Consider the following 12,926-nt stretch of genomic DNA (forward strand, 5'->3'; position numbering starts at 1 on the left):
TTTAATAAAACATACTGCAACTTTACAGTATGTTTTATTTGATTAATTTAAGTTTCTATGTCTATATAACTTATGTATTATAATTCAATTCCTTTTATAAATATAAATAAATAGCTATATAATGCTTCTTTTGATAATTTTTCACAAGGATTGTACTTAATCATGGTCAAAATTCCTTGTAAAAAAGCTGCTGCTATCATTTTTGATAATAAGACATTATGCTGATTTTTTTCTAAATGGCTTAAAAAATGTCCTTCTAACATTGAAAGAAATTTAAAATTAAAGCCATCAAATTCACTGCCTTTATTTCCTTCCATTAGAATTACAAAGTTTTTATTAAAAATTTCTTCAAAGCCTAGTGGGAAAAAATCATTTAATTCTGAAAAAATCATTTCCTTAGAAAAATTATTGACTTCTACATTAGTTTTATGATGATGGTTTATTAAATAATCAACCTTTTCTATAATAGGCTTCACTACAATTGAAAAAACCTCATTTTTGCTTTCAAAATAGTTATAAAAATTCCCTATGGTAGTTCCTGCCTTTTTAGCGATAGTTCTAATTGCTGCTTTTTCAAAACCTTTCTCATAAAACTCATCTTTAGCAGCCTCAATTATATAATTTCTAACTTCATCCTTTAGTACTTGCATAAAAAATCACCCGTTCTTTATTATACCTCTATAATATGCCAGCCTTTATAAAATGTCAACTTAATTTAACAGAAATAATCATCCTTTTACACCTTTTCTATTAGATTAGTATTAAAACTAAATTAGTTCATAACTAATAATTATTATTCTATGATATAATTGTTTTATATTTTGCATGAAGGGGAGATGTAAATGGAGAATTTAAAATTACAGATAAAGAAAAATCTCCATATATTAGTTATAATTTTATTAGCTTATATAGGAATTAAACTTATTGACAACTACTCAATAGTAGCTGATGCTTATAAGTTTATTATGGGGATATTATCACCTTTTATATTAGGTGCAGTTATAGCTTATGCGTTAAATCCATTGATGGTTTATATTGAAAAAAAATTGAAGGTTTCTAGGGGAATAAGCGTACTCTTAACTTGTGTAATAGTGATTTTAGTATTCACTCTTTCTATAGTATATTTAGTTCCTGGAATTACTGGAAACATTAAAAATCTTATTAATTCTACACCAGATATGGTTGCATCCGCTAATGGATGGATTAGAGAAAATGTTAATAGTAAATTCGTTCTAGAGTTAACTAAAAAATTTGATCTAGCCAAAACCTTAGGAGCATGGTCTACTACCTTATTTAATGCCTTGCTTTCATCATTGGTTTCAGTAACTGCTTCTATTATTAAATGGGGATTTGCTCTTATTATTGCTGTATATTATTTAATTTACAAAGAAATTTTTGTAAAATCTCTTAAAAAAGGAATATTCATTATATTCAAAAATAAGTATGGTGTAAAAATATTAGAATTACTACACTGTACAAATGATATGCTGGGAACATATCTAGGGGTTAGAGCTCTAGAATCTTTAATAGTTGCTATAGCTTGTTTTATAGGATTAATATTTATAAAATCTCAATATATCATACTTATTTCCGTATTCTTTGGAATAACCAACATGATTCCAATCTTCGGACCATTTTTAGGTATAGTATTTGGGACAATCTTAAATATATTCCATTCACCAGTAACAGCTTTAGTTGTGTTTATATGGCTGTTTATTTTACAACAAATAGATGGTAACTGGCTTGGACCTAAGATGTCTGGTGATAGCGTAGGTATTAATCCTGTTACTTGTATACTTTCGCTAAGTATAGGTGGCGCAGTTTACGGAATGGTAGGTATGCTTATTGCTGTTCCTATAGCTGGAGTTATGAAAATATATTACGAAAGATTCATGAAAAGATATGATGATAGACACCCAGAAGTTGCCCACATGGTGGATAATACTAAAATAGATATAAGTCACTTAAAGCCTGAAAAGAAAAAAACATCTTAAAAATATCTTTTTAAGATAGAATTCACAATTTATAAATAGGTCATCTCTCAATTTTTCTGAGAAATGACCTATTTATTTTAAGAATATAGATCATATTTTACTAACTATGATCTATATAAAATTTATTAATATCCAAGTTGCTTTCCAACAAAAATAACTTTTATTCTTCCTTTAATAAATTGTCCTCTTATAATTACAAAGTCATTGCAAATTCTATTTGGACTTTTGCAATCAATACAATATCCTAAAGTTGTACATGGAGTGTTTTTATTTAGCCTTTTAGCATCAATAGGAGCTGAATAATTTCGAACTCTTTTTTCCGCCTCATCTATGTCCTTAACTATCTTATTTATTCCAGCTACTAATATAACCTGCTTAGGTCCATATAACATTGGCGCAACTCTACTTCCATTACCATCTATATTATAAAGTTCGCCACTTTCAGTGATAGCATTTGTACTGCAAAGAAAAGTTTCTGCAGAAAAGTTTTTCTCATAAATTTTTCTTTTTTCTTCCTTTGTAATGCCATCTTTATATTTATCTAAAAAGATGTATTTTTCATTACGAAGAAAGTCTATAACTCCAGTTTCAAAAAGCGTCATAGAATCGCCAACTCCAACTATAGAATCATGAGGAATTAGATTTTTTAATAATTCTATTAATTCAACTTCGTCGTTAACAAAGTAACCTTCCATATTCCGTTTACCTAAACTTTCTATGGTTCTTTCTACTCTTTTTTCAACATACCATGAAAGATTTTTATCCATTTTAAATACATCCCTTCGAATAAAGTGATTTAATTACATTAGTTCTTTTAAATATACTCTTTTATTATATTTGCAAATGCTACTATATCATCTAGGCTATTTAAAATTATATCATACCTCTTATTTCCTTATTCTATAAGCTATTATTTCTATTATAAACCATTTCTACATGTGGAATATTAACATCTAAATAAACTTCTGATACTTCCTTAAATCCAAATTTTCCATAGGCTTTTCTTAAATATTCCTGTGCAGAAATTTTTATGCTTTTCTCATTTAATTCATTTTCTATAAAATTTATAGCTTTTTCCACAAGTTCTGTAAAAATCCCCTTGCCTCTATATTCTTTAACAGTTAAAACTCTACCGATAGCAACTTCATCATATACCAATCCTTTAGGAATTATTCTAAGATAAGCAATTACATTATTATTCTCTTCTTTAAAAAGATGATAGGATTTTAAATCTAAGCCATCTAATTCTTCATATATACAGTTTTGTTCTACTACAAATACATTAATTCTTTCCCTTACAATGTTATGTAGCTCCAGTGTAGTTAACTCTTCAAATTTTTTTAGTTTCCAAGTCATAATATATCCTCCTTCATTTGCTTTTTATATAAGGGATTTTTAAGAAAATAGCTTTTTATTATATTAGCTTATTTTATTTCAGATGCCCAAGCATATAATTAAATATTTATAGTTTATATTATAGTATTATTTTAAAATACATGATAGGACTTTCATAATTAAATATAGAAATACACTATATAAGCATATTACGAATTGATACAAGAATCACCATATATTATATAATACCAATGCAATAATATAATACCGGGTATTTACTACAGACAGTATTAAATATGATTTAATGAGGTGACTATAAAATTGAGATCACAGATAAAATTAATTCTTACTCTTCTCCTAATTTTGATATTAACTATAACAGCATGTAATAAAAAGCAAAAAGAATACTTTAATATTAATTTGGTAAAAGGCAAAAGTTATAATGAAGCTATTGAAAAAGGATTACAACAAGATGGAGCTTCTATTGAAGATTTACTTTATGAAGAAGAACTTGATAAAAACAAAATAATATTTTTTACAGTGGATAATTCTTTAGGTATAGCATGCGTGAGTAAAGATAAAGAAGATTGGATTTGGTGTAGATTGTCTTCATTTTACAGATTCGAATCTGATCCAATTTCACCTTCTCCATATATGGCTGCATGGTCAGAAATCACAATGCCTAATGGAAATAAGTATTATTTAGTAACGGGAAGAATATATGATTCAAATATATCAAAATTAACTTTATCCAGTAAAGAAATAAATGCTGTGATAAAAGAAAAAAATGGAGCCATATTTTGGTTTAAGCTATTAGATAATAAAACTTGGGACGAAAATATTAAAGCCTATGATAAAGATGGGAAAATAATAGAATGAAAATTTAACAGCCAAACTTAATATTAAAACATTAACAAATTATGACAAAAGATGCTTTTTAAAATAACTAGTCAGTATGCTATAATCCTTTATCTCACACAAAATATCTGTTTTATCTTTGACTAGTTATTTTATATATCTTATAAGTTATGTAGATATTCTTAAGAAAACCACATAATTAGTAACTCGTAATTTGAAATTATTATAGAGTTCTTATAAAATAATAATACAATTGTCATCTAAAAATTCAGCTAAACCTTTTTACTATAGCGGATTAAGCTTCTCTATAGTCAGTTATTAAAAATCTATGTTAGGCATCTTCAAAAAAATAACTAGTTAGTATACTAGTCTATTTTCCATCATACTACGTCAACAGAACTCACTCATAGCTTAAACTATGAGCGAAGCCTGTTTCCTTGTCTGACACAAAATAGACGTCACATCTTTGACTAGTTATTTTATTTCAGATGCCTTATTTTTTATTTTAAGCCACTCATCTTTTAATATATCCATGTACACTATATCTGAAAATTCACCAATCCTAGAGTCAAAACAGCCACTTCTAATTATGCCTATTTCTTTAAATCCTAATTTTTTATAAAGACTTTGTGCTCTCCTATTATCTATCATTGTAGTTAATTCTATTTTGTTTAGATTTAAGAACCTAAACATAAAATCTATAAAATGATATAATGCATCTATGCCGTAGCCTTTACCCTGTTCATCAACTTCACAAATTTTTATTCCAAATTCAGATTTTTGATTTCTGCTATCAAAACCATTATAATTAATTTCTCCAATAGGCATCATATCTTCTTTTCTTAATATCAAAAATCTCTTTCTTTCTGGATAAAGTTCATTATTTTCTATTTCTTTTAATATGCTCAATCTAATTCTTTCTTTACTTTGAAGAGTACCAAAGGCAAGAGTAGCATGCTCCATCATACTTTCATCATTCCACCATCTATATAGGTATTCTTCATCCCCAATTTCAAGTGGTCTTATAATAACCTTTTTTCCTTTAATCAATTTATATCCCCCTAAAATTTATTTCATATAAATTAATACTATAACAGTTGTGTTTCTAGATATAAATAAGCTTCTAATAGCCATGGATGTATAACCTTAAGATTTTCTTTATTATCCATCTGATATTTAATAAATTTAAATACGGATAATTCTAATGATGTATTAAGGGCTTTTTCCACTTCATTAATATAGGGTGGCGCCCCTTTTTGATCCCACTCTATTTTATCTGCTATAAATAAAACCATATCTAATGGAGAAGCATTGGATCTTAATGTAGTATGGCAACTAATAGCTTCTAAAATTTCCTCATTACTAATATTAAATATTTCTGTAGCCATAACCCTAGATATTTTTTGATGAAGAATCATTGGAAACTTTTCTTCCTCTAATAAAACCTCTATATTAAGTTTCTTACAAAGTTCTAGTTTTTCTTCATTTGGATAAACGCCACTTATATCGTGTAAAAGTCCTGCAATCTCAGCTAAACTTTCATTAACCCCAAATTGTTTAGCTAAAAGTTTAGCTTTTTCTGCAACCCTCAATGAATGATTTGCTATTATAATTTTATTATGTTTCATAAGAAGATTATATGAATCTTTTCTAATGTCTCCTGTTAAAGTTACATCTCTTGTTATTTTCTTGAATATATCATTCATTTCAGCTACCTCATTTTTCAATTATTTTAATATATTTAGGGGACAGTTCGTTAAAAATTGCAAAAATCACTAAACAGCTTGTCTAAAAATTTTAAAGTTTTAATGAAAAATTATGAACCGTCCCTAGACTCTTTTATCCATAACAACAAATTTAAAACCTTCATATTCTACATATTCGTCACATTCTGTAAAATTAAGTTTCTTAAATAATTTTAATGCAGGTATATTATTTTCGCTAGTTTCTATATATATTCTTTTTATATCCATGTTACTAAATATATACTCAGTTGCCACTTTTACTGCTTTATAGGCAATACCTTTATTCCAATATCTTTTATCCCCTATTTCTATGCCCATTTCTCCTTCTTTTCTTACTCTATCTATACTAAAAAAATTTACAAAACCTATAGGAGAGTCTTCGCAGTTTGTAATCATAAAATATTTATATTTTCTATCGCTTATATTTTCATTAATTATTTCATTATCGAATCTTCTACCACACTCTATACATTCCTTAATCAATTCTTTAGTATTTCGAGGAATTGGTCTTGGATCATGCTTATTTACTTCTTTATCTATTCTCCATGAAAAAAGACTTATAATATCTTCACCACAAATATCCCTTATCTTAATTTCATCATCTTTATAATAAATCATTTAATCCTCCTGTTTTAGGGACGGTTCATCAAAACTTTTAAAAATCAATAAACTGCTTGTCTATTTTTTTAGTTTCAATAAAAAGTTAGAACCGTCCCTTATATAAAATTTATAAACAGCTTGTCTAAAAAATTATAAATCATCCCTTATATTTAATTAAAACAATAAACTATCTTTTATAAATTTTGTTTATTTCTTCTATCATATCCATTGCAAACTTTTTAAGTTCTTCTCCACTCCACTTTTCTTCGTCAAAGTTTCCATTGTATATATTTAATGCCTTTTGTATTAAGTTCTCATAAATCTTATAATTTGCTTTTCCCCAGTTTCCACCTTCATGTTTAGAAGATACTACTCTTTCCTTTAAATAATAAAGGACTCTACATAAATTTAATATTATATATACTGGATTTTCCACTATCTCATCTATTGCATTTTCAACATCATTTAAAATAGAATTTATATAATATTTTTCAGGAACTTCACCGAAAACTTCCTTTATGTCTTTTCCATACAAACAGCGTCCTCTTTTATTTATTATTGTTATATGTGCTGCTAAGTCAGCATCGTCTCCATTATGGCAAAGAAATTCCTTATCTCTTATATATCTCTCTTTATACTCTTTTGAATAATGAAGTTCAAAAGGAGTAGGATATACAAAATTATTACTATACTTTTCTAAAATCACACTAACTTCAAATCCTTTTTTAGGTGCGAAATCAGATAAATCTATTAAAATATCTATAAGCTGCCTTTTAATATTAAAACTTAATTTATCTCTTACAACTACAAGAAAATCAATATCACTAGATTCACTATTAAAACATCCCATAACCAATGAGCCATGAAGATATATTCCTACGAGATTTTCTCCTAATAAATTTTTATATTTTTCTATAATTTCTGTTAATAAAATATTTATATTCATCTTCATATATTATCTTTAGCAATTACTATTATATAGGATGAAATTTATTCTAAAAAACTCCAAAGGCATTGACAGTGGAGTTTTAACCATAATTCTTAATTTTTAATTCAAAGCAAAAAATCTGCTATGAAAATTAAAATAATGTATAAATTAAATTTCAATTAAGAAATCCTATATAATACTATCCTTCACCAAATTAACCTCCTTCCTATTTATGTATATTCAAAAAATAACTAGTTCTATTTTAATTTGTTTTGTATTATGCTATATTAACAAAGTCCCTTGAGAACTCATGCATCCAAAATTATTAGTTATTCTATGAATTCTTATAAGAGAATATCTTCCCTCTCTTAATTTGCAATAAAATAAAAAGATATAGTAAAACAACTAATATTGAGATTACTCAATATTAGTTAACCATTCATCTGCTAAAACTGCATATTCATATGTATCATTCCAAATAGGTTTTCTTTCTCTATCATACTTGAAAAATACATTCTTTTGCAAATACCCTTCTCTTCTCATATTTAATCTCTCTAATAACTTCCATGAAGCTATATTCTCAGGATCACACATAGCAATTATTCTATGTGCATTTAACTTATTAAATCCATAATCTAAAATTTTCTTGCAGCTTTCTGTGGCATAGCCTTTTCCATAATATATAGAGTTAAAAACATATCCAATTTCCCATGTAGCAAATTCTTTAGGTTCTTGTTGCTTAAAATATATATTTCCTATTAATTTATTATTTTCTTTTAAACAAACTGCCCAAAAATCATCTTCCTTTGAACGATATATTGCTTCTTCTTTACATTGTTCTCCAGTATAAATATCATATGGCTCATATTTTACCACTGTTTCTTGAGAAAGATATTCGTATAAGTCCTTCCAATCATTTGGGGAAAATTTTCTCAATATCAGCCTTTCCGTTTCTAAAATTCCCATCTCTGCACCCTCTATTCCCAAAACTTAAACTCTTATAAAAATTATCATAACTTTTTAATATTTCCCTACTTAACTTGAACTTAATAAATACTATATGGCTTCTTGCTATAAAAACTAGCAATAAAATTGCTAGTTTTTAAAAATTTCATACCCTAATTATATGAAATTAAATTATTAAATTTTAAATAAAATTTATATTCTGCATTCAAACACTACATTTTCTTCATCTGGATCTGAAACTATACCGCAGTTTCTTATTATTTTTATGTGTTTAAATCCTACATTTCTTAAAATCTCTTCAAATTCACTGATATCATATAATCTCATAGAAAAATCCATTTCTTCACTTTCAATTATTTTATCACCATCTAAAAGTTCATATCTTAATGGAGAAGAAATGATTTTATTTATTTTATCATAATGGGATTTTGAATATTGTACTATAACTTTACCATCAGCTCTAGTTATTCTATTTGTTTCTTCCCATTTATCACATTCTTCTGCTTTACATTCTGTTGTTAATACATCTAGTAATAAAGTACCATTATCATTTAAATTATCTTTTAATCTATTAAGACTTGATACAACAATTTCTTCATCAAGCAATAATGAAAATGAACCTGCAGGTATCATAATTAAATCATACTTAGTTTCTGTCTGAAAATTATGAATTCCCGCATTAAAAACATTCCCATTTAAATTCTTAGCTTTCATCCTTTCCCTACAAGAATTTAACATATCATCTGAAATATCAAATCCTTCAATATTAAATCCCTCTTCTAGAAAAGGTATGATAAATCTACCTGACCCACACATAGGTTCTAATATTCTCATCTTCTTATCCGTTACATAACTCATATAAAAATCTAATTGTTCTTTGTCTGCTGTCGGCTTATCTAAATCATAAATTTGTGTACATAAGTTTCCGTAATAACTCAATATTATGTTCCCCCTATTTATTTAATTATTTAATAATAGCTTTTTACAGTAAAATCTTTAAAAATGAATCTTACTTACAAGCTTTAAAAACAATTTTTCTTACACTATCTTCTGATAGGCAATAAAGTGTTGATAATTTATTTATAGACAATCCAGAATTAAAAAGAGAAACTATTTTGCTATTTCTTTCATTTAATTCTTTTCTATATCCACTTTTTTCACCCCAAGAAATCTTCTTACTTTTTTTGGGTATATAAATGATTTCACCTTCCACATACTTTTGTATCTCTTCTAATAATTCCTTAGGTAAAACATTTTTTCCATTTATATAACTCAATACTATATCCTCCCTATTTAAGTCCATTAGTAAATAGACTCTAAAAACAAGGAAAACCTCATGTAAATATTCTAGATTTCACAGGTTTATTCCCTGTTTATAGAATTCTAACCTCTATTTCTAGATATTTGCTGACTGTCATTTGAACCTCTCCCTTCAAAATATATATGTAAATTTTAACATATTAATATAATCTATTCTACTAAAGTGAAGCTTATTAAAAGCTTATTATTTAAATAATCTATTTTATTTTGCTAATGCTCATAAATAAATATATAAAAACTACTACTAGAAGCATAAAAGATGTTACCGCTAGTCCATATCCCACAGAAAACTTTGTAGCTATATATCCTATAACTGGCCCTCCTATAATTTGTCCCAAAGAATTAATCTGCCCATAAGTCGAAATAATAGTCGCTTGATAACTCTCATGAGAATTGCGAACTATTATAGCATTATATAATGGAGCATTTAATTTTGTAAATATTATAGAAATCCAATAAAAAGTTATTCCGCAAATAAAGTTTATGCTAAAAGCAAAAGCACAAATGCTTAAGGATGTAACTAAATTAAAAACAAATAACAATATTATCTTTTTATCAGTATTTTTCTTTTCTAATTTTTTGTCCACATAATCTAGTAAAAATATACTAATTAATGCTGCTACAATGTTTACTATTCCAACATAACTTATTTCATTAATATTTATATTTTTAGGTATTCCAATATCTTTTACCAAATGTATAATCCAAAGTCTGTCAAAGCCTTCACTGTGAAGTCCATAGAATATAGCTACAATTAAAAGCATACTTAATACTTTATTACTTGTAATATGCTTCAATCCTTCTTTAAAAGTAGCAAACATTTTTTCATAGTTACTTAATTCATCTCTTTTTATTTTTTCAAAAGGTCTTTCATCCATAAAAATATATAAATAAATGGCTAAAATTAAAAGCCCTACTCCACCAAAAATAATAGGTATATTTAAATTAAAATTACCTAAGTATACACCTATGATAACACCTAAAACAGATGATATTTGTTCTAATTTCATCCCTTTTAAGAACACATTTTCAATATTTTCTCCCTTTAATTCATTACTTATCCATGCTATATCTGAACCACTAATAAAGGTAAATCCTACTCCCCATAAAAATTGTGATAGCATTACTGTCCATATCATCTCAATACTTCCCATAACTACAAAAGCTATTCCTATTAGTGCTACTCCTATAATTATTGAAAGTTTTCTACTATATAAATCTGCTAATATGCCAGTGGGTATCTCAAAAATAAAACAAGTACTTTCAAGTACAGTTCCAACTATTATGAGCTGTAGTGGATTTAAACCCACATTATTAATCTGATATAAGCTACTACTAGTAAATACTACAGTAAGAAATAATGAAACTAGAAATATATAAATAAAATATATTTTTCGTGAATTAATTTTATTTTTCATATGTACCCCCTATTCTATATATTTATTATCATAGAACTAAAATTTTTTCTCAATATAAAGAACAATTATATTCAATAATTCCTTATATTAAGTCTTTGTAGCATATAATATATAGGGATACAATGAGAAAATTAAAATATACTCTGAAAAATAGATTTTCTATAAAAATAGCTTAAATCTTTTAAAAATTATGGGGTAAATTCATTAAGTTTTATTTTTTAAATAAAACTTATTTATCCTTTATTTTTTTGTACATACTCCATGTACCTACTTCTTCAAACCCGATTTCTTTATAAATTTTCCCTACTTTTGGATTCTCATAGTAAAGACATAGAGTTTTTCCTTCTTTCAACAGTTCTTTGCATAATATATTTAAACAAGCAGAAGCATAACCATATCCTCTATATTTTTCCTCTGTCATTACATTTACTATCATTGCAGAGAAACTATTTTCAATAGAGGTTTGTGCGTAAGATATCATATTACCATCTATCTCTACATAGTAACCTCGTGCAGTTTTAGTTTCAAAATCTTTTAACAGCATTTCTTTAAAATTTTTACTTTCACCCTTAAATTCTTTAATTTTATCTCTTAATTGAACTATCCTATCCACATCATCTACTGTAACTCTTTTAACTACTATATTGTTATTTGCTTTAAATTTAGGATTAATGCTGCGTAAAATACTATAGTAATTTTTTTGTGGAGCTTCTAAATGTAAAACAGTTTCTTCAAATTTTGAAACAACTTCTTCTTTCCCTACTAGCATATAAAAATTGCCAAAGCCCTTTATAATTTTTGTCATTGCTTTTACATCAAATTCATTCTTAGCATATACCATAATAAATCCAAAGCACTTAAGAAGAATACTATTCAATTTATTGTTATTAAACCCTCCATAGACTTCCTGGAATCCTCCATCATATCCAAACTCTTCAATATCGCTTATTAAATAATGATTAAATTCCGTCTCTTCTTTTAAGAATTCCATAACTATTAAATTATCGCTTTCATTTAATTTTTTAATCATAGCTAACCCCCTTTTAATCAATATTCAAATGTAACAACTCAATTTATCTCTGCTTTTTTGCCCTTAGCAAATATTTTATTACAGTAACATAAAACAATAATTGATGTACATAAAAATCCAATTATACCTGAGATAGTGCCATAAACGTGATACTTATAAGTTAATGCTTGTGATAATGCAATCCCCCAAAATGTTATTGGCACAATTAATAGAGTTAAATTTAATAGGTATAATTTTGTTTTCTTAATATAAAATAACTGAATAATGGTATATATTAATATTCCTATTATAAAGTTTATAAGTTCCTCTAAAGAAATAGAAACTGGAATATCACTGGATAATATCATCTTATATGTAAAAATTAAAAATGTCCAAATAGATAAAATAAGACTTATGAATAAATCTGCTGCTTTCCTCATATTGAATCTCCCTTAATCATATAAATTCTACTCTTTCACTTAAAGTTATATTAACAAAATTTTACTATTTAAATTCAATAAATCTTTTATAATCCCTTTTTATTATAAAAATTAACACCTTACACATATAGATATACTTATCCTAAATTTAATGTATATATTAGAATAAATGCTATTCTTTAGTATTTTAGCTAAAACTATTAAATTCACAATTCTAAGTTTCTCAGCAGAAGCTGAGAAATATCCACAATTGTGAACTATGAATTGCGAATTCAATGGCTCAACTATGATATCAAAAAATACCGATTATTTT

General features: G+C 26.3%; 15 protein-coding genes. 2 read left to right on the forward strand and 13 right to left on the reverse strand.

Translation table 11 applies throughout. The features are described 5' to 3' along the window. Nucleotides 1-77: 77 nt before the first annotated feature. The gene (locus ACWPW7_RS00805; RefSeq protein WP_454052010.1) at nt 78-650 is read right to left on the reverse strand and encodes a TetR/AcrR family transcriptional regulator; all 573 of its coding nucleotides are present in this window, start codon (nt 648-650) and stop codon (nt 78-80) included. Nucleotides 651-842: 192 nt separating this feature from the next. Here ACWPW7_RS00805 and ACWPW7_RS00810 point away from each other — a divergent pair, with 192 nt between their 5' ends. Further along, the gene (locus ACWPW7_RS00810; protein WP_454052011.1) at nt 843-1,994 is read left to right on the forward strand and encodes an AI-2E family transporter; all 1,152 of its coding nucleotides are present in this window, start codon (nt 843-845) and stop codon (nt 1,992-1,994) included. Nucleotides 1,995-2,119: 125 nt separating this feature from the next. Here the strand turns inward: ACWPW7_RS00810 and ACWPW7_RS00815 are convergent, their stop codons facing one another. Together ACWPW7_RS00815 and ACWPW7_RS00820 are read right to left on the reverse strand one after the other, a co-directional pair. Further along, the gene (locus ACWPW7_RS00815; RefSeq protein ID WP_454052012.1) at nt 2,120-2,761 is read right to left on the reverse strand and encodes a lactate utilization protein; all 642 of its coding nucleotides are present in this window, start codon (nt 2,759-2,761) and stop codon (nt 2,120-2,122) included. Nucleotides 2,762-2,894: 133 nt separating this feature from the next. After that, the gene (locus ACWPW7_RS00820; RefSeq protein ID WP_454052013.1) at nt 2,895-3,350 is read right to left on the reverse strand and encodes a GNAT family N-acetyltransferase; all 456 of its coding nucleotides are present in this window, start codon (nt 3,348-3,350) and stop codon (nt 2,895-2,897) included. Between the two features lie 342 nt (nt 3,351-3,692). Here ACWPW7_RS00820 and ACWPW7_RS00825 point away from each other — a divergent pair, with 342 nt between their 5' ends. Then, on the forward strand, nt 3,693-4,208 hold the full coding sequence (locus tag ACWPW7_RS00825) for a hypothetical protein (protein WP_454052014.1): 516 nt from the start codon (nt 3,693-3,695) through the stop codon (nt 4,206-4,208). Between the two features lie 453 nt (nt 4,209-4,661). Here ACWPW7_RS00825 and ACWPW7_RS00830 read toward each other — a convergent pair whose 3' ends face one another. The 10 genes from ACWPW7_RS00830 to ACWPW7_RS00875 all read right to left on the reverse strand — a co-directional run bounded on the left by ACWPW7_RS00830 (nt 4,662) and on the right by ACWPW7_RS00875 (nt 12,613). Beyond that, on the reverse strand, nt 4,662-5,237 hold the full coding sequence (locus tag ACWPW7_RS00830; protein ID WP_454052015.1) for a GNAT family N-acetyltransferase: 576 nt from the start codon (nt 5,235-5,237) through the stop codon (nt 4,662-4,664). A gap of 38 nt (nt 5,238-5,275) precedes the next feature. Then, nucleotides 5,276-5,893: a bis(5'-nucleosyl)-tetraphosphatase (symmetrical) YqeK gene (gene yqeK / locus ACWPW7_RS00835; RefSeq protein ID WP_454052016.1), complete on the reverse strand. Its 618-nt coding sequence runs from the start codon at nt 5,891-5,893 to the stop codon at nt 5,276-5,278. A 123-nt stretch (nt 5,894-6,016) separates the two neighbouring features. Then, nucleotides 6,017-6,550, reverse strand: coding sequence for a GNAT family N-acetyltransferase (locus ACWPW7_RS00840; RefSeq protein WP_454052017.1), 534 nt, complete (start codon nt 6,548-6,550; stop codon nt 6,017-6,019). 169 nt (nt 6,551-6,719) lie between these two features. Further along, on the reverse strand, nt 6,720-7,484 hold the full coding sequence (locus ACWPW7_RS00845; RefSeq protein WP_454052018.1) for an aminoglycoside adenylyltransferase domain-containing protein: 765 nt from the start codon (nt 7,482-7,484) through the stop codon (nt 6,720-6,722). A 393-nt stretch (nt 7,485-7,877) separates the two neighbouring features. Further along, nucleotides 7,878-8,426, reverse strand: coding sequence for a GNAT family N-acetyltransferase (locus tag ACWPW7_RS00850; protein ID WP_454052019.1), 549 nt, complete (start codon nt 8,424-8,426; stop codon nt 7,878-7,880). Nucleotides 8,427-8,618: 192 nt separating this feature from the next. Then, nucleotides 8,619-9,365 (reverse strand): class I SAM-dependent methyltransferase, encoded by a 747-nt coding sequence (locus tag ACWPW7_RS00855; RefSeq protein ID WP_454052020.1) that lies wholly within the window; start codon nt 9,363-9,365, stop codon nt 8,619-8,621. Between the two features lie 70 nt (nt 9,366-9,435). Beyond that, nucleotides 9,436-9,702, reverse strand: coding sequence for a CD3324 family protein (locus ACWPW7_RS00860; RefSeq protein ID WP_191741796.1), 267 nt, complete (start codon nt 9,700-9,702; stop codon nt 9,436-9,438). Nucleotides 9,703-9,943: 241 nt separating this feature from the next. Continuing rightward, nucleotides 9,944-11,164, reverse strand: coding sequence for an MFS transporter (locus tag ACWPW7_RS00865; protein ID WP_454052021.1), 1,221 nt, complete (start codon nt 11,162-11,164; stop codon nt 9,944-9,946). Nucleotides 11,165-11,393: 229 nt separating this feature from the next. Next, on the reverse strand, nt 11,394-12,194 hold the full coding sequence (locus ACWPW7_RS00870; protein WP_454052022.1) for a GNAT family N-acetyltransferase: 801 nt from the start codon (nt 12,192-12,194) through the stop codon (nt 11,394-11,396). Nucleotides 12,195-12,232: 38 nt separating this feature from the next. Continuing rightward, complete coding sequence (locus ACWPW7_RS00875; protein WP_454052023.1) at nt 12,233-12,613, reverse strand: hypothetical protein; 381 nt, start codon at nt 12,611-12,613, stop codon at nt 12,233-12,235. Nucleotides 12,614-12,926 lie beyond the last annotated feature (313 nt).

The organism is Clostridium sp. Marseille-Q7071, from assembly GCF_965112025.1.